Annotated in this window: 19 protein-coding genes; 3 read left to right on the top strand and 16 right to left on the bottom strand. The window is 70.4% G+C overall.

The window, feature by feature from the left end; all coding sequences use genetic code 11:
• Positions 1–290: 290 nt before the first annotated feature.
• From ABD437_RS24715 to ABD437_RS24700, 4 genes are all read right to left on the bottom strand, one after another.
• Entirely contained in the window at positions 291–2,504 is a 2,214-nt protein-coding gene (locus ABD437_RS24715) for a hypothetical protein (protein WP_344651293.1), read from the bottom strand.
• A 70-nt stretch (positions 2,505–2,574) separates the two neighbouring features.
• A complete protein-coding gene (gene rsmA / locus ABD437_RS24710) occupies positions 2,575–3,429 on the bottom strand; it encodes a 16S rRNA (adenine(1518)-N(6)/adenine(1519)-N(6))-dimethyltransferase RsmA (RefSeq protein WP_344651292.1) in 855 nt (284 codons plus the stop codon).
• Positions 3,430–3,439: 10 nt separating this feature from the next.
• Positions 3,440–4,660: a resuscitation-promoting factor gene (locus tag ABD437_RS24705; RefSeq protein ID WP_344651291.1), complete on the bottom strand. Its 1,221-nt coding sequence runs from the start codon at positions 4,658–4,660 to the stop codon at positions 3,440–3,442.
• Positions 4,661–4,790: 130 nt separating this feature from the next.
• A complete protein-coding gene (locus ABD437_RS24700; RefSeq protein WP_344651290.1) occupies positions 4,791–5,840 on the bottom strand; it encodes an aldo/keto reductase in 1,050 nt (349 codons plus the stop codon).
• Between the two features lie 76 nt (positions 5,841–5,916).
• Here ABD437_RS24700 and ABD437_RS24695 point away from each other — a divergent pair, with 76 nt between their 5' ends.
• Complete coding sequence (locus ABD437_RS24695; protein ID WP_344651289.1) at positions 5,917–6,507, top strand: TetR/AcrR family transcriptional regulator; 591 nt, start codon at positions 5,917–5,919, stop codon at positions 6,505–6,507.
• 9 nt (positions 6,508–6,516) lie between these two features.
• Here the strand turns inward: ABD437_RS24695 and ABD437_RS24690 are convergent, their stop codons facing one another.
• Positions 6,517–7,341, bottom strand: coding sequence for a TatD family hydrolase (locus ABD437_RS24690; protein WP_344651288.1), 825 nt, complete (start codon positions 7,339–7,341; stop codon positions 6,517–6,519).
• Positions 7,338–9,128: a methionine--tRNA ligase gene (metG, locus tag ABD437_RS24685; RefSeq protein ID WP_344651287.1), complete on the bottom strand. Its 1,791-nt coding sequence runs from the start codon at positions 9,126–9,128 to the stop codon at positions 7,338–7,340. The genes ABD437_RS24690 and metG overlap by 4 nt, the downstream gene beginning before the upstream one ends.
• Before the next feature lie 105 nt (positions 9,129–9,233).
• On the opposite strand from metG, the gene ABD437_RS24680 reads away from it, so the two are divergent.
• Positions 9,234–10,064: a hypothetical protein gene (locus tag ABD437_RS24680; RefSeq protein WP_344651286.1), complete on the top strand. Its 831-nt coding sequence runs from the start codon at positions 9,234–9,236 to the stop codon at positions 10,062–10,064.
• A gap of 7 nt (positions 10,065–10,071) precedes the next feature.
• Here ABD437_RS24680 and ABD437_RS24675 read toward each other — a convergent pair whose 3' ends face one another.
• From ABD437_RS24675 to ABD437_RS24660, 4 genes are read right to left on the bottom strand one after another with little or no spacing between them, the layout of a single operon-like run.
• Complete coding sequence (locus ABD437_RS24675; protein ID WP_344651285.1) at positions 10,072–11,178, bottom strand: hypothetical protein; 1,107 nt, start codon at positions 11,176–11,178, stop codon at positions 10,072–10,074.
• The gene (locus ABD437_RS24670) at positions 11,102–12,988 is read right to left on the bottom strand and encodes a glycosyltransferase family 2 protein (RefSeq protein WP_344651284.1); all 1,887 of its coding nucleotides are present in this window, start codon (positions 12,986–12,988) and stop codon (positions 11,102–11,104) included. Before ABD437_RS24670 ends, ABD437_RS24675 begins: the two co-directional genes overlap by 77 nt.
• 2 nt (positions 12,989–12,990) lie before the next feature.
• Positions 12,991–13,848: a 16S rRNA (cytidine(1402)-2'-O)-methyltransferase gene (gene rsmI, locus ABD437_RS24665; RefSeq protein WP_344651283.1), complete on the bottom strand. Its 858-nt coding sequence runs from the start codon at positions 13,846–13,848 to the stop codon at positions 12,991–12,993.
• Between the two features lie 23 nt (positions 13,849–13,871).
• Positions 13,872–15,050 carry an FAD-dependent oxidoreductase gene (locus ABD437_RS24660; protein ID WP_344651282.1) on the bottom strand — a complete coding sequence of 393 codons (1,179 nt, stop codon included), beginning with the start codon at positions 15,048–15,050 and terminating at the stop codon, positions 13,872–13,874.
• 55 nt (positions 15,051–15,105) lie between these two features.
• Here ABD437_RS24660 and ABD437_RS24655 point away from each other — a divergent pair, with 55 nt between their 5' ends.
• Positions 15,106–15,573 carry a MarR family winged helix-turn-helix transcriptional regulator gene (locus ABD437_RS24655; RefSeq protein WP_344651281.1) on the top strand — a complete coding sequence of 156 codons (468 nt, stop codon included), beginning with the start codon at positions 15,106–15,108 and terminating at the stop codon, positions 15,571–15,573.
• Here ABD437_RS24655 and ABD437_RS24650 read toward each other — a convergent pair.
• Genes ABD437_RS24650 through ABD437_RS24625 form a run of 6 tightly spaced genes read right to left on the bottom strand, consistent with a single transcriptional unit; the run spans position 15,570 to position 21,863 of the window.
• Complete coding sequence (locus ABD437_RS24650) at positions 15,570–16,202, bottom strand: hypothetical protein (RefSeq protein WP_344651280.1); 633 nt, start codon at positions 16,200–16,202, stop codon at positions 15,570–15,572. The two genes, ABD437_RS24655 and ABD437_RS24650, sit on opposite strands and share 4 nt — an antisense overlap.
• A gap of 6 nt (positions 16,203–16,208) precedes the next feature.
• The gene (locus ABD437_RS24645; protein WP_344651279.1) at positions 16,209–17,195 is read right to left on the bottom strand and encodes a DUF6879 family protein; all 987 of its coding nucleotides are present in this window, start codon (positions 17,193–17,195) and stop codon (positions 16,209–16,211) included.
• Complete coding sequence (locus ABD437_RS24640) at positions 17,192–18,112, bottom strand: SCO2521 family protein (protein WP_344651278.1); 921 nt, start codon at positions 18,110–18,112, stop codon at positions 17,192–17,194. Before ABD437_RS24640 ends, ABD437_RS24645 begins: the two co-directional genes overlap by 4 nt.
• Before the next feature lie 35 nt (positions 18,113–18,147).
• On the bottom strand, positions 18,148–19,116 hold the full coding sequence (locus tag ABD437_RS24635; protein WP_344651277.1) for an SCO2522 family protein: 969 nt from the start codon (positions 19,114–19,116) through the stop codon (positions 18,148–18,150).
• Positions 19,113–20,024 carry an SCO2523 family variant P-loop protein gene (locus tag ABD437_RS24630; protein WP_344651276.1) on the bottom strand — a complete coding sequence of 304 codons (912 nt, stop codon included), beginning with the start codon at positions 20,022–20,024 and terminating at the stop codon, positions 19,113–19,115. The genes ABD437_RS24635 and ABD437_RS24630 overlap by 4 nt, the downstream gene beginning before the upstream one ends.
• Before the next feature lie 6 nt (positions 20,025–20,030).
• Positions 20,031–21,863: an SCO2524 family protein gene (locus ABD437_RS24625; protein ID WP_344651275.1), complete on the bottom strand. Its 1,833-nt coding sequence runs from the start codon at positions 21,861–21,863 to the stop codon at positions 20,031–20,033.
• Positions 21,864–22,240: the final 377 nt, after the last annotated feature.

Here is a 22,240-nt window from a genome sequence, read left to right as displayed (position 1 = left end):
GCGGCTGCGGGTGCTCGCCAGTGGGACGCGCGACGCGCGTGTGCCCCCATGCTCTTCCCCCCATGAGTTTGACTTCACTCTCCCGACGGTGATCGGGAGTTCTCGTCGCACGCTAGCACTATCCGGACATAAGTGACTTATCGGATTCTCACGCCACGCATAGACGTCTACGGAAACAGGCAGAAGAGGACACGAGTGATTGATACTTATAAAAATCAACGCCGTTAACGATTGAGCGGCCGGATTCGCCCTGCCCAAACCCGGCCGCTCACATCGTCCACAGTGGCGAACTACACGATGTTGACCGTGAGCAGCGAAGACGACGACGTCGCGGTCTCGCTGCCGTTGGTGGCCACGGCCCGGTAGCGGTACCCGTTGCGCAGCGCCGTCAGCGCGGAGAGCGTCAACTGCGACGTGTTCGCCCCGGCCACCCCGGCGCCGTTCGACAGGTTCGTCCACGTCGACCCCACGGTCGGCGCCAGCGACTGCCACTGCACCGACGGCGGGGTGTCACCGCCGGACGCGTTCACCGCCAGCGTCACGGTCCCGTTCAGCGCCGACGTGACCGCCGACGCGGGATTGGTGATCGACAACGGCGTTCCCGCCACCGTGAGCACTGCCGAATCCGACACCGCCGGGGTGTCGACACCGTTCGTCGCCACGACCCGGTACCGGTTGCCGTTCTGGTTCTTCGTCAACCCGGTGAGCGTCAGCGTGGCCAACCCACCGACCTGCGCGGCCAGCACGCCACTCCCCACCGAGACGTTCGCCCACCGCGCGCCGGACGTCGGTTCCAGCACCTGCCAGCGCGCCGTCGGCAGCGGGTCACCGGAGACGTTCGCGGTGAACGTGGCCGCACCCAGCGTCGCGGTCTGCGCCACCGGGTTCGACACGTCCGCGACCGTGCCGGAGATCAGCTGGGCCGAGTCGGACACGACCTGGCCGACGGCGTTCTTCACGACCGCCCGGTACCGCGAGCCGTTCAAGGCCGAGGTGACCCCGGTCAGCGGCAGCGTGGCCACACCCCCGGACACCGTGCCCTGACCGATCAGGTCCTCCCACTGCGCCCCGGCGGACGGACCCCGCCGCTGCCAGGTCACGGTCGGCGCCGGGTCACCGGTCACGTTCACGGCGAGCGTCCCCGCTCCGGAGCTGACCGTGACGTCCAGCGGGTTCGTGACGGTCGGCGCCAGCCCGGCGATCAGCTGCGACGAGTCGGACACCACCGTGTCCACGGCGTTCTTGGCCACCGCCCGGAACCGCGATCCGCTCAGCGCCGACGTCAGTGCCGACAGCGGCAGCGTCGAGACCAGGCTGCCCGCGCCGGTGGAGACGGTGGTGCCGACGCCGGTCAGGTCCTCCCACACCGCGCCCGTGGTCGGCAACTTGCGCTGCCAGGTGACCACCGGTGCCGGGTCACCGGTCACGTTCACCGACAGGTTGACCCCGCCGAGCAGCGAGATCTTGTCGAGCGGGTCGGTGATCGTCGGCTTGGAGCCGGCCACGGTGACGGTCACGGCACCCGATTCGGCCGACTCGCCGAAGTTGTTCGACGCCACGACCCGGTACTGCGCGCCGTTGTCGGCGGTGGTCAGCCCGGTCAGCTTGGCGGTCGCGACACCGTTGGTCAGGCTCGTCGCGGACGAGACCACGTCGGTCCACAGCGCTCCCGAACGTCGCTGCCATTTCACGCTCGGCGTCGGGTTGCCGGTGATCGTCGACGTCAGCGTCGCGCTCCCGTTCACCGCCGTCTGGTCGGCCGGCGTGGACACGGTCGGCTTCACCCCGACGTCGACCTTGACCGGCTCGGAGATGTCGATGCCGACCGCGTTCGAGGCGACGAGCCGGTAGGAGTTCTTCGCGACGTCCGCGGTCAGGTTCGAGAGCGTGAGCGTCGCGGTCCGGGCGCCCGAGACACCCGATCCGTTGGTCAGCGAGGTCCACCGCGACGCCACCAGAGCGGGCTTGAGCACCTGCCAGCTGTAGGACAGCGGACTCAGGCCGGTCACCGTTCCGGTGAGGTGCGCGGTGCCGCCGGCGACGACACGCGGCTCGACCTGCCCGACTCCGACGATCGTCGGCGGATCCCCCACCGCGACGCCGACCTCGTCGGACGTCGCCGCACCGCCCCCGAGCGAGCTGGACACCTCGACTTTCAGCCCGATGGCGTTCAGCACCGGGGTCACGGTCTTGAGCTTCAGCGTGTCGGTGTTGCCACCGGTGTAGCCGATGTTGAGGATCTCGGCGGACGGCAGGGCCTTGACCCAGATGCCGGTGCCCTTGATCAACTCGTAGAACCACTGGTAGTTGAGCGTGCCCGCATCCGTGGAGTTCGCCCCCACGGTCAGCTCGATGTCACTGCCGGTCGGCCCCGCTTCGACGACGGGCTGGGTGGTGATCGTGGGTGTCGCCGCGAACGCCGGCGCCGGAACCCCCACCAGCGCCACCGCCACCGCGAACCCGGCCACGACCGTCAGTGGCCTGAAACGGACGAGTCCCTGCATGCTTCCCCCCGAAAGCTTGTCAGCACTGCCGGGAGATTAGCACCGTATGCTTTTCTAAATACCAATCGCCCTATTCGCGAAGGACGTGACGAGCGCTCGCGATCCGGGAGAAGCCGTCGACGTCGATCGTCTCGCCTCGCGCGGTCGGATCCACGCCCGCCGCACGCAGGGCCTCCTCGGCCAGGGCGGCCCCACCGGCCCATCCGGCCAGCGCGGCACGCAACGTCTTGCGACGCTGGGCGAACGCCGCGTCGATCACCGCGAACGTGTCCTTCCGGGAGCCGGGCGGCGGATCGCGACGCACCAGCCGCACGAGCCCGGAGTCCACATTGGGAACCGGCCAGAACACCGCCCGCGGCACCGCACCCGCCTTGGATACCGCGCAGTACCAGGCGGCCTTCGCGCTCGGCACCCCGTACGTCCGGGAACCGGGGGGCGCCGCGAGCCGGTCCGCCACCTCCGCCTGCACCATCACCAGCGCGCTGCGCAGCGACGGCACGGTCTCCAGCAGGTGGAGCACGACCGGTACCGCCACGTTGTAGGGCAGGTTCGCCACCAGCGCGGTCGGACGCACGTCCGAGAGGTCCACCGCCATGGCGTCGGCCTCGACGACGGAGAGCCGGGCGGCCAGCGACGGCACCCGCGACGCCACCGTCGACGGCAACGCCGACGCCAGCACCGGGTCGATCTCGACCGCCACCACCGACCCGGCCGCCCCGAGCAGCCCGAGCGTGAGCGAACCCAGCCCCGGACCCACCTCCAACACGACATCGTCCGGACCGACTTCCGCGGTCCGGACGATGCGTCGGATCGTGTTCGGGTCGTGCAGGAAGTTCTGCCCCAGCGTCTTGGTGGGACGAACCCCTAGGCGCGCGGCGAGCGCTCGGATCTCGGCCGGGCCGAGCAGCCCGTCGTCACTAGACACCCGGGTAACTCTAGGAGAAGAGCCGCGACCCGCAGACCGGCCACTGGCCGGCACCCGCCGCCTTGTAGAGCATCTGGGCCCGCATGGTCTGCTCCGAGGCCGAAGCCTGCGACGGCAGCCCCGAGCCACCCATCCGCTGCCAAGTACTCACGCTGAACTGGTAGAGCCCGTGGTAGGTGCCGCCCGGCGAGACCGCGCCCGGCCGTCCACCCGACTCGCACTTCGCCAGCGCGGCCCAGTTCAGCCCGGTGCCACCCGGCACGTACGACGACGTGACCTTCTTCGTGCCCTTGGCCACGACCTTCGTCTTGGCCGCGGTCACCACGGTCTTCGACAGCATCTGCTTCGAGGTGACCTTGCCGTCGGTGTACACGTACCGGACGACCTGGGTGGCCTGCCCGGCCCGACCCGGCGTGACGACCCGCGTGGTGCCGACCGTCAGGCTCGAGTCCTTGCGCGTCTGCACCGGCGCGGCGATCGTCACCGTCTCGGTGGCGGTCTTCGTCGCGATCCGCTGCACGGTCACGTGCTGCTCGGCGACCAGCCGGGTCACCGCCGTCGGCGTCACCCGGTCGTCCGCGTCGAGCTTCACGCCCCGCTCGGCGAGCAGGTCGCGCACGGTCGCCGCGTAGGTGGTGGCGGTCGTCGTCCGACCGTCCGCCTTCACCGACACCTGCTTCTGCGTGTCGACGCTGAGCCGCGCGCCGTCGAGGGGAAGGCGCGTGTGGCGCGACGCGGACAGCTTGACGTCCCGTCGTCCCATACTCAGTTCGTCGAGGGCCTCGTCGACCGTCGGTGCGGTGACCCACACCTCCTTGGTGGTGCCGTCGACGGTGACGCGGAGCTTCCGCGCCCGGTCGACCTCGATCGTGTCGCCCTTGCGGACTTCGGCGTCGACGGCCGGGATGACCTCGTCGCGGTCTCCGACCTTCACGCCGGCGGAGGCGAGCACACCGCGGACGTCGTCCGCGTGGGTGTGCACCGTCCGCTCTTCTCCGTCAACACGGAGGGTCACTGCGCGATCGGTGGCTACCCAGGCACCTCCCCCGGCCAGTAACGCCGCGACCGAGGCGATCTTGATTCCTGTAGCAACTTTTTTCGCGCGTGGCGAGCCGTACTGCACCCGACTCCAGACTTCACAGGGCCCGGGCAGGACGGGGTAATCGTGGTGCGGTCCATCCCGGCTGTTCGAGCCGCTCGGCACACACCGGGCGACCCGACGGGCCACCATACGTGGCGATTCACCACGCTGCTACCCGGTCGACACCTCGCATTCAGGACATCCGGGCGAGCCGGCGCCCGATTTGTGTCTCCCTACCGCAGCGTTTCCGTGGCCCTCCTCACGGCGATTTCACATCGCGTCACGCGGTCGAACCGGCCAATAGGGACGGATTGACACGGGCGAAACCGGCCTGACGCTCGTAGGGAAAGTAGGGGTACGGAGCGGTCCGCGCGCTCGCCGAATCGAGCCGTCGGACGTGCTCGGGCGTCAACGACCACCCGACCGCGCCGAGGTTCTCCCGGAGCTGCTCCTCGTTACGCGCACCCACAGTCACCGACGCGACGGTGGGGCGGCGCAGGAGCCAGTTGAGCGCGATCTGCGGCACGCTCCGGCCGGTCTCCGCGGCGATCCCGTCGAGCACGTCGACGATGCGGTGCACGTCCTCGTCCGCGACCGGCGGCCCGAACGACGCCGTGTCGTGCAACCGGCTGCCGGGCGGCACCGGCGCACCACGACGGATCCGCCCGGTCAGGCGACCCCAGCCGAGCGGGCTCCACACCATCGCGCCGACACCCTGGTCGGCGGCGAGCGGCATCAGTTCCCACTCGTAGTCGCGCCCCACCAGCGAGTAGTAGACCTGGTGGACGACGTACCGCGGCCAGCCGTGCCGGTCGGCGAGCGCGAGCGACTTCATCAGCTGCCAGCCGGCGAAGTTGGACACTCCGACGTAGCGGACCTTGCCCGCGCGTACCAGCTCGTCCAGCGTCGAGAGCACCTCGTCGATCGGCGTACGGGCGTCGAACGCGTGGAGCTGGAACACGTCGATGACGTCGGTCCCGAGCCGTCGCAACGCGGCTTCACAGGCCCCGATCAGACGCCGACGCGAGGTGCCGGCCTCGTTCGGCCCGTCGCCGGTCGGGAGGCCGGTCTTCGTGGAGAGCAGCACGGCGTCGCGCCGCCCCTTGACCGCGGCGCCGAGCACCTCCTCCGAGGCGCCGTCGGAGTACACGTCGGCGGTGTCGAACATCGTGACGCCGGCGTCGAGGCACACGTCGACGAGCCGCCGCGCCTCCGCCACGTCGGTGCGGCCCCACGCGCCGAACAGCGGCCCGCGCCCGCCGAACGTCCCGGCGCCGAAGCTCAGCGCGGGAACCTCGAGCCCGGACGCCCCGAGTCGTCGATACTCCATGATCGGCCCCTTAATGGCACTAGAGTTCCGTTAGCAGGGTCGAAGTTACCACGCTAAAGGAACTGGAGTTCCGTTAATGACCGAGAGGCCGGGTGGACGCACCGCACGGGTCCGCGCCGACGTGCTGCGTGCGGCCGAGGACGCGCTGATCGAGAAGGGGTTCGCCGGTCTCGACCTGGCCGACGTGGCCCGACGCGCGGTCGTCGGCAAGACCACCGTCTACCGGCGGTGGAGAACGGTGCCGGCGCTCGTCGCCGACCTGCTGGCCGACATGGCCGCGCAGTCGCTGCCGCGCGCGGACACCGGGTCGCTCGAGGCCGATCTGCGGGCGAACGCGCGGCTGGTGCAGCGCACGCTGACCGATCCGCGCCAGGGGCCACTGTTCCGGGCGTTCCTCGCGGCGGCCCTCACCGATCCGGAGACCGCCCGTGCACTGCACGGGTTCTACGCGACCCGGATCGCCGAGTGGGCCCCGTGCGTGGAGGCCGCCGTCACCCGGGGCGAGCTCCCGGCGGACACCAGCGCGCCGGAGGTCATCCGTGCGGTCAGCGCTCCGCTCTACTACCGCCTGCTCACCGGCGAGCCGCTCGAACCCCACCACGCCGACCGCGCCGCGACCGCGGCCGTCGCCGCTGCCCGCGCCGGCGCCTACGTCGGCGCGGGCTGACCGGGACCGTCAGGCCACCGGGCCGAAGATCCGTTCCCCGGTGGACCAGATCGCGGCGGAAAGCTCGTCCACGTCCTCGCCGCGCACCTCGGCGAGGGCACGCACGATCAGCGGAATCAGGTACGGCGCGTTCGGCCGGCCCCGGTACGGCATCGGGGTCAGGAACGGGCCGTCGGTCTCCACCAGCAGCAGCTCCCTCGGCGCCACCGCGGCCGCGTCACGCAGGCTCTGCGCGTTCTTGAACGTGATGTTGCCGGCGAAGCTCATCACGTACCCGGAGTCCGCGCACCGCTTCGCCATCGCCGCGTCACCCGAGTAGCAGTGGAAGACCACCCGGGACGGCGCGCCCTCCGACTCCAGGACCCGGAACACGTCCTCGTGGGCGTCCCGGTCGTGGATCACCAGCGCCTTGTCGTACTGCTTCGCCAGCTGGACGTGGGCCCGGAACGACTTCTCCTGCGCCGCGAGCCCCTCCGGCCCGGTGCGGTAGAAGTCCAGCCCGGTCTCCCCGATGCCACGCACCTCGGGCCGGGCCGCCAGCGCGGCGATCTCCTCGAGCGCCGCGTCGAGGTTCGCGGCCCCCACCGGCGCGGGCGCGTCGTTCGGGTGCAGCGCCACGGTGGCCGCCACCGACGGATGCGCCGCGGCCAGGTCGGCCGCCCACACCGACGACGGCACGTCGCACCCCACCTGCACGACCCGGGTGACGCCCACCGCCGCGGCCCGGTCCAGAGCCGCGGCGGGGTCACCCCCCTGGATGTCCAGATGGGTGTGGCTGTCGAGCACCGGAACCGCGAGCGGTGCGGGATCCGGCGGCGCCGAGCCCTCCCTCACTCGCCCCCCAGACGCGCCAGCTCGTCCTCCACGATCGACTCGTCGAGCTTCTTGAACACCGGCTTCGGCGGGGCCAGCGGCCGCCCGACCTCGATCGGCCGGGACGCCCACCGCGCTGCCGCCGACGCATAGTCACCCTGGATGACCGGGTAGTCGGGGCCGCCCTCTTCGGACACCTCACGCACCTCCGGCGAACCCGACCAGACGCCGCTCTCCCCGAGCAGCTCGTGCACCTTCTGCGCCGAGTGCGGCAGGAACGGCGTCAACAGAGCCTTGCAGTCGTCGACGACCTGCAGCGCGGTGTGCAGCACCGTGTCCCGGCGCTCGTGTTGCGACGGGTCCTTCAGCGACCACGGCGCCTGATCGGACAGGTACTTGTTCGCCTCCCCGACGACACGCATCGCCTCACCGATCGCCGCCTTGAAACGTGACCGCTCGAGCAGCGCCCCGACCGACGCGAACGCGGCCTTCGACGTGTCGAGCAACGCCGCGTCGGCCTCGGTGAGCGTGCCGGGGGTGGGCACCGCACCGACGTTCTTGGCCGCCAGCGAGATCGACCGGTTGACCAGGTTGCCCCAGCCCGCGACCAGCTCGTCGTTGTTGCGCCGCCGGAACTCCGTCCAGGTGAAGTCGGTGTCCTGGTTCTCCGGGCCGGCCGCCGCGATGAAGTACCGCAGCGAGTCGGCGTCGTACCGCTCCAGGAAGTCGTTCACGTAGATGACGACCCGGCGCGACGACGAGAACTTCTTGCCCTCCATCGTCAGGAACTCGCTGGAGACGACCTCGGTCGGCAGCTGCAGCGTGCCGAACTCACCCGGCGAGCCGCCGTGCGCCCCGAGCCCGTTGTAGCCGAGCAGCTCGGCCGGCCAGATCTGCGAGTGGAACGTGATGTTGTCCTTGCCCATGAAGTAGAACGAGGACGCCTCGGGGTTGCACCACCACGACTTCCAGGCGTCGGGCTCCCCCGAGCGACGCGCCCACTCGACCGAGGCCGACAGGTAGCCGATGACCGCGTCGAACCAGACGTAGAGCCGCTTGTTGGGGTTGTCTTCCCAGCCGGGCAGCGGCACCGGGACGCCCCAGTCGATGTCGCGGGTCATCGCGCGCGGTTTGAGGTCGTCGAGCAGGTTCAACGAGAACTTGAGGACGTTGGGCCGCCAGTCGGTACGCGTCTGCAGCCAGGACCCGAGCGCCTCGGCCAGCGCCGGCAGATCGAGGAAGAAGTGCTCGGTCTCGACGAACTGCGGCGTCTCACCGTTGATCTTCGAGCGCGGGTCGATCAGGTCGGTGGGGTCGAGCTGGTTGCCGCAGTTGTCGCACTGGTCGCCGCGCGCGCTCGGGTAACCGCAGATCGGGCAGGTGCCCTCGATGAACCGGTCGGGCAGCGTGCGCCCGGTGGACGGGCTGATCGCGCCCTTCGTCGTCTTCTCGATCATGTACCCGTTGCGGTGCAGGGTCTTGAACAGCTCCTGCGCCACCGCGTAGTGGTTGCGCGTGGTGGTGCGGGTGAAGAGGTCGTAGCTCAGACCCAGGCCCTGCAGGTCGTCGACGATCACCCGGTTGTACCGGTCGGCGAGCTCGCGGGCGGTGACGCCCTCCTGCTCGGCCTGCACCAGGATCGGCGTCCCGTGCTCGTCGGTGCCCGAGACCATCAGCACCTTGTTGCCCGCCATGCGCTGGTACCGGCTGAAGACGTCGGACGGGACGCCGAATCCGGAGACGTGGCCGATGTGCCGCGGGCCATTGGCGTAGGGCCACGCGACCGCGGTGAGGATGTGACGGGTCATGGTCTAAGCCTAGGGCTTCGGTAGGACACGTTTTCCCGCGCCGCCCGCCACGCCGAATACCGGAGCTATCCGGCATTACGGGTGCGCTCGGGTTCCAATTGTTCCGTGGGTACCAGCAACGAGGCGCTGTCGACCGAGGTGCCGACACTCGCCACGCCACCGGCCGAGCCAGTTCTGTTCGACTGGGACGGTCCCGTCCCGGTCGAACCCTCCGACACGGAGGAGTTCCCCGCCGACGTCGAGCCGGCCGCACCGCACGAAATGGAAGGTGCGGTGCCGCTGCCGCTGGACCTCCCGGAGGAGCCGCCGGGACCGCCTCCGGGTTCGGACCGCTTCGTCGACGAAGGCCTCGCGCTGGTGCTCCGCAACCGGCTCCACGCCGAACGTCCCGGCGCACCGGCCGCCCGCCGGGTCGTGGCCCACCAGCCGGTGCGGCCCGCGCCGGCGCCGCGAGCGGCTCTCCCGGCCCTGCCGCTGCGCCCACCCGGCCCCGGACTCGCGGCGGCGCTGGCGCTCGGGCTGGTGGCGGCGTTCTTCGGCTGGGTCAGCGCGGCGCCGTTCTGGCTCGCGCAGGGCGTCGGCACGACGGAGAAGGTCACGGTCGTGCGGTGCGACGACCGCTGCGAGGGGCGCGTCGGCGAGCGGACCGTGCGGCTGGTCGACGTCGAGGCATCCGATCGGACGCCGGGGACCACTGTCGAAGCCCGGATGCTCGACGACGACGGCGTCGCGTACGCGAGTTCGCCGGCCGGCCTGCACCTGCGTTGGGTGCTCGGGTTCGTGCTCGTCGTCGCGTGCGGTGTCGGGGTCGGGATCGCGACCGGCGTGCCGCGTCTGCGTCGAGAGGGGACCCACCGGGTCGCGACGCTCTGGGCCCTCTCGCTCGGCGGCCCCGGCCTGCTCGCGCTGATCCCCGTCGTCGGCGCCCTGTTCTGACCGGGCTTCACCACCACGGCACACGCACCGGTGACGACCACCAGGCGAGCGCGATCTGCAGGGTCGCGGCGGCTACGAGCAACGCGGTCACGACCCGGTTCTCCGGGCGGCGAACCGTGATCACGGCGGTGTACGCCAGCAGGACGTACGCCAGCCCCGGCGAGTACCCTGCCCCGAGCCAGGCCGCGAACAGCAGTGCGATCACCGGCGCGAGGTAGGCCACCAGCGACGTCGGCCGCCGCCACGCCGCGAGCCCGGCTCCGAGCACGTAGAGCGGGACGTGCCCGACCGCGCCCAGCACGGTGCGGGCCGCGGCGTCGAAGCCCTCCAGCACACCGCCGCGGAACGTGAACGCCGGCGTCGGGACCGCCCCGGTGAAGCGCCACTGGACGAACACCCAGGCCGCGGTCACGAACCCGATCGGGAACAGCACCACCGCGAGCGTCGCGGTCGCCGAGCCCCGCTCGGACCGGTAGCGGGCCCCGGCGATCGACGGTGCGGCCACGGCCAGCGCCACCGCGAACACCAGCGCGGTCGCGGAGAACCCCGCGGCCAGCGCGACCGAGAGCCCGGCCACGAAGCCGCCCTCGGTGTCCTTGTCGATGACGAACCGGGTGAATCCGTCGATCGCCAGCGCGAACAGCGCGGTGATCGCGATCGACGGCAGCGCCTCGGACGCGAGGTAGGCCGCCACCGGCGCGGCCACCAGCGACGCCAACAGCGCCACCGCGACGACGAGCGGCACCCGGCGCAGCACCAGCCGCTCGGCGAGCACGTGCAGCAGCACGCCGGCGAACAGCGCCGCCACGCCGCTGAGCGCGAGCTCGCCGCCGGGCAGCACACCGGCCAGGAACGTCGGAACCGGCGGGTAGGCGTGGTTCAGACCGCCGAGCGCGGCACCACCGTCGACGACCGCCTCGGCCTGCCGCTCCAGCCGGGTGTGGACACCGCTCCGGTAGCCGTAGGTGTCGGCCCAGGTGGCGAGCAGGAAGAGCGGGGCGGCGAAGCTCAGCCGCACCAACCAGCGCGACGCCGGGTCAGCCGGCCACCGGTTGCTTCTCCAGCCCGGGAACGCCGACGCCCGCACCTCCGGGAGCGACAGTGCTGAGGCCATGGAGCGTCTTCTCCCAGTAGTGGGGCTTGGTGATCAGCTGCCAGACGGCCTTGTACGAGGCGATCGAGTGGAACAGCCAGTAGACGGGGTTGATCAGCGCCCAGAGCACCAGCGCGTAGCGGCCACGCTTGAACGCGCCCATCATCGACACGTAGATCATCAGCCCGTTGCCGAGCAGCAGGTTGACCAGGCTGATCCAGAGCACCCAGCCGGGGAACAGGCCGGCCAGCGCGGTCGGGCTCAGGAACATCGAGGCCAGGAACAGCGCGTAGAGCGGCGGCGTGGCGAGGAACGTCGCCGGGGTCCCGCCGATCAGCAGCAGGAACGCGCTCACCTGACGGAGGCCGGCGTGGCGTACGAGCGCTCGCGGGCGTCGCGCGTGGACCAGGAGCGTCTGCAGGTACCCCTTGATCCACCGGGAGCGCTGCCGGATCCAGTTGCCCTCGGCCCGGTTGGCCTCCTCGTAGGTCGTGCTGTTGACGACGCCGACGGTCTTGCCGAGCGCGGCGGCGCGGATGCCCAGGTCGGCGTCCTCGGTGACGTTGAACGGGTCCCAGCCGCCGAGTTCGCGCAGTGCGTCGACCCGGAAGTGGTTCGACGTCCCGCCGAGCGGGATCGGCAGCCGGAGGCGCTCCAGGCCGGGGAGCATGTAGTCGAACCAGAACGAGTACTCGAGGGTGAACATCCTGGTCAGCCAGTTCTCCTCGGCGTTCCAGTAGTTCAGCGCGGCCTGCACGCACACCAGGTCGTCGCCGCCGCGCCGGAACGCGATCAGCGCCTTCTTGAGCTGGTCGGGGTCGGGGCGGTCCTCGGCGTCGTAGATCACCAGGTAGTCGCCGCGGGCGAGGTAGAGGCCGACGTTGCAGGCTTTGGGCTTGGTCTTCGGGAGGTCGTCGGGCACCACGACGAACGTGAACGTGGCCGGGGGGTCGGCGGCGCGGGCCGCGTCGATCGTCTCGGCGTCGTCGGCTTCGAGCAGCAGCAGCACTTCGAGCCGTTCCTTGGGCCAGTCCAGATCCCCGAGGTTCGTCAGCAGGTCCTTGACGACGTTCGCTTCGCGGTAGACCGGCACGAGCACGGTGTACATCGGCAGGTTCTCGTCGGAGAGCGCCCGGACGTCCTCGTCGGAGACGGTCTCGAAGCGTTCGTGGCGCGCGCCGACCATGCAGACCGCGAACTTGAACGCGACGCCGGCCAGCAGCACGAGCGAGAGGCCGGCCATGACCGCCGCCACGGTCGCGCCGGGCGCGGCGACCGCGGCCCCGGCCACCAGCGCCAGGAACGCGGCCCCGAGCACTTTCTGGGCCGGGAACAGCACCGTGCGCGCGGACTGGGCGGCGTCGCGGCGCCAGAGCCCAAGGGACGCCTGGTCGGCGATGATCTCCTCGTAACCGCGGTGGAGGCCCTGGATCAGGTCCCACTCGGTGGTGATGCCGAGGTGGACCGGTTCGCCGAGGGCCTTCTCGATGCGGTTCTTGACCGCCGGTGTCGGCCGCTCGACGGTGGCGACCACCGGGATGCCGTCGGGGTCGCGGCGGGTGGGGATCCAGCCTTCGTCGGCGAGTTGCTCCGGGGTGACGCGGCCGAGCAGCGTCGGGTCGAGGGAACTGCCGGCCACGTCGACGAAGGGCGCGTCCCAGCGGTCGGCCAGCAGCCGGTAGAGCACCTGGCGACGCACCAGCCCGGCGGCGACCAGGATCGCGCCCAGCCGGGAGCCGGTGCGTCGCTGGGTGGTCAGCGCCCAGTCGAGCTGCTCCGGCGTGAGATGGCCGGCACCGACGAGCAGTTCCCCTATCGGCGTTTCCTGCACATTTAGTGCATATCACGCTTCGCGGCTTGAACCGCATCGTAAACGACGCTCCGGGAGACCCCGACCGCGGTGGCGACCGCGCGCATCGCCTCCTTGCGCGGCACCCCGCCCGCCTCGGCGAGCGCGACCCGCCGGGCCAGCTCGGCGGCGTCGGGCGCGTCGTCGGCGCTCGGCGGCGGCGCTCCCCCGACGACCACCGTGATCTCGCCCAGCAGACCTTTGTCGGCCCAGGTCGCGAGCTCGCCGAGGGTGCCGCGACGGACCTCCTCGTGCGTCTTCGTGAGCTCCCGGCACACCGCGGCCGGGCGGTCGACGCCGAACGCGGCGGCCGCGTCCTCGAGCGACTTCCCGATCCGCCGCGGCGACTCGAAGAACACGAGCGTGCGCGGCTCGTTCGCCAGCGCGGCGTAGGCGCTCCGGCGTTTGCCCGGTTCCCGCGGCAGGAAGCCCTCGAAGCAGAACCGGGCGCTCGGCAGCCCCGACAGGGCCAACGCCGTGGTGACCGCCGAGGGCCCCGGCAACACGCTCACCGGGACGTCGGCGGCGATGGCCGCGGCGACCAGGCGGTAGCCCGGGTCCGAGACGCTGGGCATGCCGCCGTCGGTGACCAGCAGGACGGTGGCCCCGGCGGCCGCCCGGTCCCGGAGGCCGTCGGTCTGCCGCTCTTCGGTGACGTCGTCGTAGCGGACGATCTGACCCACCGGCGACACCCCGAGGTCGGCGGCGAGCCGCCGGGCCCGGCGGGTGTCCTCGGCCGCGATGACGTCGGCGGTGGCCAGCGCGTTGCGCAGCCGGTCGGTGGCGTCCCCGACGTTGCCGAGCGGCACCCCGGCCAGGATCACCCTTCCCTCACTACTCACCGGACCAGTATCCCGGGCACCGCTCAGGCCGCGGAGACGGGCGCGTCCCAGTCGATGTGGTACCGGTGCATCCAGTCGGTCTTCATCATTCGCGACGCCATCGGCAGGAACAGCGGCATCATCGCGTCACGCAGGACCCGCCCGACCGGCCCGGCCACCTTCATCGAGCTCGACCGCGCCCCGGCTTTCACGATCCGCTCCACCCGCGGCCGCCGGATCCCCACGTAGGTGGCGAGCGCGTCCGACCGGTCCGGCACGTCACGCAGGGACTTGGCCAGCACGACCGCGTCCTCGATCGCCAGCGACGCCCCCTGGCCCGACGAGGGTGAGGTGGCGTGCGCGGCGTCCCCAACCAGCACCATCCGGTCGCGGTGCCAGTTCGGTACGGCCGGCAGGTCGTAGGTGGCCCAGCCGCTCATCGGGTTCGTACTCGCGTCGATCAGGGCCACGGCCGGTGTCGCGTCGTCGGCATAAAGCTCGAGCAGACGTTGACGCCACGTGTCGCCCGCGTTCATCCCGGCGAGCTCGGCCGCCGACGGCGGAGTCGGGTGGGGCGGGTTGGCGAACCACCAGACCTCACCGTTCGGCGCCGGCACGTAGCCGAAGAACGCGCGCTTGCCGAAGACCATCGTGAACGTCCCCGGCTCGGCGTCGACGTGCACACCGCGCGCGTATCCCCCGGTGTTCAGCACCGGGACGTACCGCGGCGCCGGGGCGTCCCGGTCGATCAGGCGCCGGGTCGGCGAGTGCAGCCCGTCCGCGCCGACGAGCAGGTCGCCACCCGCGTCGGTGCCGTCCGCGAACCGCGCACGCACGCCGTTCGCGCTCGACTCGACGTCGGCCAGTGCTTTTCCGTAGTGGATCGGGATACCGCGGCGGACCACCTCGTCGCGCAGCGCCCGGTACAGGTCGGCGCGGCGGATCGTACGGCTGGCGTCGCCGTTGGACATCGAGCCGAGCACCCGGCCGGTGCCGCTGCGCATCACCATCCGGGGCGTCGGGAACGCGGTGGCCTCCACTTCCGCACCGGCCCCGAGCACGTCGAGGGCGTCCATGCCGTTCCCGGCGAACGTGAGGAAGAGCCCCACGTCGTCGGCGACGCCGGGATGACGCTCGTAGATCTCCGCGTCGATGCCGGCCCGATGCATCGCGATCGCGGTCGCGCTCCCGGCCACGCCGCCACCGATGACCACCACACGCATGTCCGCCTCCATTTATTTCGTTCGGCCGAACTAAGTAAAAGTTAGGATGGCAGACATGTCAACGGAGCGGGAGGCTCTCGTACGAGAGCTCGACAGCGGCGGACGGGCGCTGGCCACCGCCGCCGTGCTCTTCCACTCAGCCGTGGCGGCGCTCTCCGGGCTGACCGCCTCGGACCAGCGCGCGCTCGACCTGATCGAGCGCTTCGGCCCCCTCACCGCCGGTGAACTGGCCGAACGGTCAGGGCTGGCGCCGGCGTCGGTGACCGGCCTGCTGGCCCGGCTCGAGCGCAAAGGGCTGGCCCGGCGGGTGCCCAACCCGAACGATCGGCGCAGCGTGCTGGTGGAGCTGGTGTACGAGGGGATGACGGTGATGGGGCCGCACTTCCTGGACCTGGGGCGTCAACTGCACCAGCTGTACGAGTCGTTCGACGACGCGCAGCTCGCGACGATCGCGCGGTTCCTCCGCGAGGCGGCCCAGATCCAGCAGGACGCCGCGTCCCGGATCCCGGGCCCGGAGAGCTAGCGGAGCTCGCGCACCCGGCGGGTGGCTCCGCGGACGACGATCCGGTCGTCGGCACGCACCCGCCGGCCACGCAGCCCGATCGTGGCCGCCAACCCGGCGCCCAGAACCGCCAGGTACGCCGCCCAGCCGTACGAGGCGAACGTCCACACGTCGAGCGACGCCAACGTGATGATGCTGCTGGTCGCGAGGCACGCGTACTGGACCCAGTTCTCGCTCTCCGGGTTCGTGAACGACTTGCGGAACGTCGGGATGGCCGCCAGCGCGTCGGCCACGATCGCGAAAACCAGGGCGTAGCGCGCGTCGGCGAACACCGCCCAGCAGACGACACCGAGCACGGCACAGAGACCGCACCCGACGTCGAAGCGTGACGTCTTCCAGTGGGCGGTGCGGCTGCGGACCGACACCAGCAGCGTCAGCGTCGGGCTGACCCCGGCCACCAGCGTGACGAAAGCCGGCAGGCGCACGCCCTCGCTCAGTTGCGCGAGGAACGCGACGTAGGGCACCACGGCCCACAGCGACCAGGTGACGAGGTGCGGCCGCACCCGACCCCGGAGCGCTTTACGCACATAGATACCGGCACCGAGGAAATTGAACAGCAGCGCCAAGAACACGAAGTGCGGATCAATCATCGGCCCTCACCCGGATATCGGCTCTCCGAGCGACCAGAGGTACTCGAAATCCGCCACTCGCTTGCGGATCTGTCCGATGTCCAGGACCAGTTTGGTGTTGAGGATGGACGGCAACGCGAAGGACCGCTGGCTCGCCGACACCACCGTCTCGTAGCTGACGCCACCGTCGAAAAGAATGAAGTCACGCAGGTCCATGAGCGACTGGTTGATCCGGTTGTGTTCGAGCACCCGCACGTCGATACCGGCCGCGACCTGCATCGCGCAGATATCGCGGAAGTCGGAGTCCGCGTCGAAATCGGGTTTGTCGAAAATGAAGATCCGGCGCACGATGACGCCCCGCTCGTGGACGGCGTCGCTCTGCGCCTTGAGGTAACGGCGGCCGAGCGGCGTCTGCCAGAAGCCGTCGCTGAAGCTCTCCCCGCCCGCGTCGACGGTGGCGAAGCTGGTGGCGTCGATACGCGACCGGGTGCAATCGGTCAGCCCGATCAGCCAGTCGCGATCTTCGCCCTCGTAGGTGGCCTCACCCGCGGCCAACGCCTTGAGGAACGACGAGGTGCGGCCGATCTCGCTCTGCGCGAAGTCGTAGACGACGCTGGGCTGGGTGGGCTTGATCAGGATCGCGTGCCGCACCATCTGGGTCACCGCGTCGGAGCGTGCCGCGGTCTCCTCGAGCAGGCCGAACAACCGGGAGGCCTCGTTGATCTGCGCGAAGGCACCCTGCACCACCCCTTCGACGCGGTTCTCGTGAGCGGCCTGCCGTAATTCGAGCCCGCGGAGCCGGCCGTCGATCTCCATCAGGAACTGGACGACGAGCACCACACCGCCCAGGAACACCGACAGCGTGAGCGCGGTCAACGCGGCGTCGTTGCTCGACTTGGTGTCGGCCAGCGCGGTCACCCCGTAGGTGGCGGCTCCGATCGCGAGCGAGACGACGATCCGGCGGGCGATCCGGACGTGGGACGCACCTGAACTCTCGACGGTGTCGCGGCTCATGCGTTCTCCGGCAGCGCGACGGAGCCCAGCAGGCCGATCGTGGACAGCGCCAGCTGGTCGCGGACGCGGGCGACGAGGCTCTCCCACTGCCGGCTCAGACCGGCGGCCTCGTCGAGGCCGCGCCAGAGCTCCTTGCCCTCGGCGTCGAGCCGCGCGGCCGGCATCCAGTGGTGCAGGAGATGAACGATCACCGGCCGGAGCTTCCGCACGGTGGCCGGCCCTCCCCCGGTCTCCAGCCCGCTCCGGTCGACCGCCTCCACCAGCGCGGTGAGCAGCCAGTCGTGCAACGCGAGGTCGGCCGCGAACTCGGCCACGACGCGGGGACGCAGGTCGCCGGTCAGCCGGAGGAGCCGCAGGTCGTCCGACTCCAGCGAGTAGGTGAGCCGCGCCGGCTCCGGGCTGCGCGCGTGGACCCACCGCAACCGGGCGCGGCCGGTGCGGCGGACCGCAGCGGCACCGGACAGCTGCGGAGACATCTGCACGGTGTCGAGCAGCCGGTCACTGATCGCCCCGAGATTCGGACCGGCTTTGTCGGCGGCCGCCCATCCGTCCGCCAAGTGGTCCCAGACCGGTTCGCTGCCGATCGTCTCGACCTGCCCTGGTCTGGACAGGTAATACGACCACGGCATCCGTCGATTGTTCTCTCCGTGGACGATCGACGTCATCGTCACGGCCTGGGCGATTTGGCCACCGGTGATCGCGGCGAACGAGGCGGCGGTGCCCACGGCACGGTGACGCGCGCCGCCACCGACCCGGCAATCCAAACCGTCGTAAAGGTCCGGCGAGATCGCGTACGACGTCGGCCGGGTGGAGGTACGGATGTCGTCACCGAGGCGGAACGAAAGAATTCGCTTGGCCGACGCGTTCGACACCGAAGCCGAATGCCACAGGAGTTCTGTGTGTACCTCGCCGAACATCAACACGTCCGCCCCCGGTCCGAGATCAGGCCGGCTCACGGATCACCGGCAATACTCCCATCCAGAAAGTAGTTGATACGCCGCACGATTTCGGGCGGAAGGACGAATCCCTCACCCTCACTACGCTCTGCTATCTGCGTCAGCACCGCATCGTCCACACTCACCTGCTCGAGAATCACGCGCACCGCGTGTTCGACGGAGAGGAAGCGACCGGACAGCACGGAGAACGTCTGGTAAGCGCTGAAAGCCTGCGCTTTCTGGTTCAGTTGAATGACTGCGGGGAGTTCGTCCCAATCGCGGACCGAGTTCACCTCCACCGCTCGCGGTTGCGCCACAGGAGAGCCGTGGAAGCGCAGCATTCCCAATCGCATCAGCTGCCAGACCGCGGCGAGAAAGGGGCACGACCACGTACGGTTGCCGTCTTTTTCGCTCCACAGTTCGACGTCGACAAATATCGAATGCCGACGGGCCGAGTTCTCCTCCGGCGGCCCCCAGCGCGGCACCCGGCCCATCGCCTCACCCCCGACCGGCGACCGGCGGCCGTTGCTCAACCAGCCGGTCTGCGTCACCGGCGGCCGGGAGCCGTCGGTGTCGGCGGACGGCTCGGGAACCAGCCGCCGCTCCACGAGCGACGCCAGGTCGACGCCGTCGGCCAACGCGCACCCGGCCTCCCGGGCCAGGTAGTCGATCCGCAGGCCGGCCGAAGCCGCCGCCCGCTCCAACGCGGGAATGACGACGGCGGGCGACTCGAACTCGGTGAAGTAGTCGTCGATGAGGTAGCACGTGCTCATCCGCAGCCGGCTGCCGTTCGGCGGCGCGTACAGCAGCTTCGCCGCCTCCACCTGCGGCGCGACCCGGGCGAAGTGCCGGGCCAGCCCTGGGCCCGCCGGGTCGAAGTCCTCGCGGTAGAGGTGCCCCAGTTCGACGGAGAGGTGCGCGAGCGGCACCGACTTCACTTTCCGACGCGCGGTCGCTTCCCCGTACGAGGCTTCGACCGTACTCACAGGCCCTCCCAGCTCTCCTTGTCCGCCAACCGGTCCGCGAGCTCCTCGAACGCGTCCACCGTCGCCCGGTTGGCGACCTGCCTGGCGAAGACGTCGTCGTCGAGGATCAGCTGTTCACGCCACTGCAGGACGGGGTCGAGCGGGATGCTGCCGAGCGTGTTGGTCCGGCCGAGTTTGTGCCGGCCGGCCAGTTCCTGGAGCTCCCGGTTGCAGTTGCGCAGCCAGGCGACCTGCTCCGGACGCAGACCGGCCAGCTGGGGTGAGTCGGGGTCGACGACCGCCGTGCGGACGAACCGGACGACGTCGCCGAGCCGGCCGTCGGCGTCACCGGCACCGTTGGCCAGCAGGCCGTGCTCACCGAACACCAGGCCGGACGCGGCGATGATGTGCTGCCTGGTCCAGCGATGGAACACCAGCCAGCGGCTCTCGGCCGCGGCCAGCTCGGGGGTGCCCACGGCGCGCAGGACGAGCTCGGTGGCGTAGGACCGGCCGGCGCTCAGGTCGACCAGACAGTAGTCGAACTGCTCGTTCAACTTGCGGAAGAGCCGCGCGCAGCGCTCGACGTCGTTCGGCCGGCGCGAGAACTCGCCGCCCCCGCTGTCACCGGGCAGCAGGACGAGCCGGCCGGCGCCACGCGGCCGCTCGCGCAGCTCGTCCCGGTCGGTCGTCGTCCACACGTCGCGGCGTGTGGGGTCGGTGATCGATCCGCCCAGGTAGGAGTGCGTGCCGCCCTGGGTGGTGCCCCGGGCGACCTCGTTGATCGTGAACATCGCGCCGGCGGTCGGCGAGCCGAAATCGAAGTCGACGTAACAGACGTCCGCGCCACGCAGCGCCTGTCGGTAGGCGAGGTTGCTCAACGTCACGGAGCGCCCGGTGCCGCCTTTGTCGGAGGTCGCGAACACGATCACGGCGCCTCACTCCATCGCGCTCTGCTGGGCGGCGGCCAGCTGGTCCAGACGACGCAGCACCTCCGACGCCAGCGCGTCAGCGGTGCCGGGCTTCTCGGTCAGCACCCGCTGCGCCCTCCGCAGATGGGCCCGGAGCTCCTGCATGCTCCCGCGGATCGACGGCCCCGCCTCCAGCGAGCCGGCGAAGATCTCCCGGTCGAACAGCTGCTCGGCCTCGGCGATGCGGTCCCGGGCGATCTCGTACAGCCGTTGGCTGCGCGCGGGCGGCGCGAGCACCAGATCGGCGAGCATCACGAGACATTCCATGACCCGCTCGGTGTGGTACCAGGATGGCAGCTCGAACTCGTTCCCGACTCCGAAGATCGCCGCCGGCTGGTCCCAGAGCGCGCCGGTGCCGCCGTCGTCCATGCGCCTGCTGTTCAAGTGGTCCCACACCTGGTCGGCGAGGGTGGTGAGCTGGCTGCGCAGCTCCGGGCTGCGGGCCTGCAGCGCGAGCGTCACGACCCGCTTGAGGAGCATGACCGAGAAGTCCGACACCACCCACGTCAGACGCGGGTTGGCGTCGCCCTCGCTGCCGCCCAGCCGCAACGGGACGCCGGGCGTGTGCAGCTGCAGCGCGATGTCGTTGGCGAGGGCCCGCCGGGTCACCCGCCCCCGGCTGCTCAGCTCCTCGAGCACCGAGAGCACACGGCGCAGATCGGTGTCGGGTGCGTTCCGCTTCGAGAGGTCGTGCGTGACCAGCGACGTGACCAACAGGCTGAAGTAGTCGGACTCCTCGCCGTCGCTGGTGCGCCAGGGCAGTTCCTCCAGCGGCCAGCGGTCGCCGCTCCCGCCGTCGGCGCTGGCCTCCGAACTGGCGACCGTCGCCCAGTACGACCGCGTCAGGTCGTAGCGGAGCTGGAGCGCCGCGGCGAGCCGCTGCTGCTCCTCGTTGAGCAGGCGCAGCACGCGGGTGCGTTCGGTCGTCAGGTCGACGATGCCGGCCAGCGCGATCGTCGTGAAGTAGAGCAGCGGCCGACGCTCGGCCAGACCGCTGCCCTGGACGCCGACCGGTTCGGTGGTGTCGATGGTGGGAGCGCCGCGCAGCGTGCCCCACGTCCAGCCGCACTCGAACAGGAGGTTCGAGTTCTCCAGCTCGACCTGGCCGGACCCGATGGACAGGTCGCGCAGCCCCGCGCGCACTTCCTGCAGACGGTCCTGCAGATCGGAGACGACCCGGTCGTCGGACTGCCCGCGCCGCCGGACCGTGGTGATCAGCGTCCGCCAGGGCAGCGTGTTCTCGCCGAACGCGTTGACCGTGAAGCTCCGGAGCAGGCCGACCATCGCCGCGCTCAGCCGGATGCTGGCCAGCTTCTCCAACTCGTCGACCTGCGTGCGCAGGTCGGCACGGGTCACCCGGCTCCGGAAGACGCGGACGAAACCGAGCGTGGCCAGGGTGAGCGTGATCGACATCGAGTACGAGTCGACGACGTGGAGTTTGCTCTGCTCGTCGGCGACCTTTTCATCCGGATCCTCGGTGCGGAAATAGGATCCACCGGAGAAATCGGGCGCGCCGTCCTCGTCGGTGTAGGTGCGCATGTAATCGATCAGGACGCGAATGAGTTTGCGCGGGATCTCGATACTGTCACCCATAGCGCGAAGGGCCGCGAGTACGTCCGGATGGGTGTCGTCGGGGCGATCCAGCTGGAAACCGTCGACCAGAGAGGCCGGGTGCATGAGACAAAGCAACTGTTCCGCATCGGAAATCGAATTGCGTCCGTCCCGGCCGCCCCATTCCCAATCATCACCCAAGCGGGCAACCGCCCGCCAGATGTCCAGCATTTGCTGCCTGGGCTGCATTCTCACTGGAGCATCGCCGCCCTTCCCGTCATCAGCCGACCGTCCGAACGCGATGGTTTCACGCTACTACAAAGAACTGCCGTCGCGGACCGGGAAGCTATTCGGACTTCCGTGGAAACAGATCACTCTGGGGCGAACGTGAATCACCGGCACGTGCGGCGATCGGGCATCCGGTCGTAAGCAGGTTTGAGCGCGGCGAATGATGGATATGTCGCCTATAGACAGCAGTGACTCGAACGGCACTTGGGTCCCGGCGCCGCCCGCTCGGGCGACACGGGCTGCCGGTCCACGTCGACGGCCCCACGGACACCAAGTTTCCAGGTTGTTTCCGTGCGCAGAGGCCACTCATTCCATTCGTCCACAGACCGTTCGACCGG

The sequence above is a fragment of the Cryptosporangium japonicum genome (genome assembly GCF_039524755.1).
Lineage (GTDB): Bacteria > Actinomycetota > Actinomycetes > Mycobacteriales > Cryptosporangiaceae > Cryptosporangium > Cryptosporangium japonicum.
The sequence above is the reverse complement of the archived record's forward strand: the minus strand, read 5'-3'. Positions and strand labels throughout refer to the sequence as shown.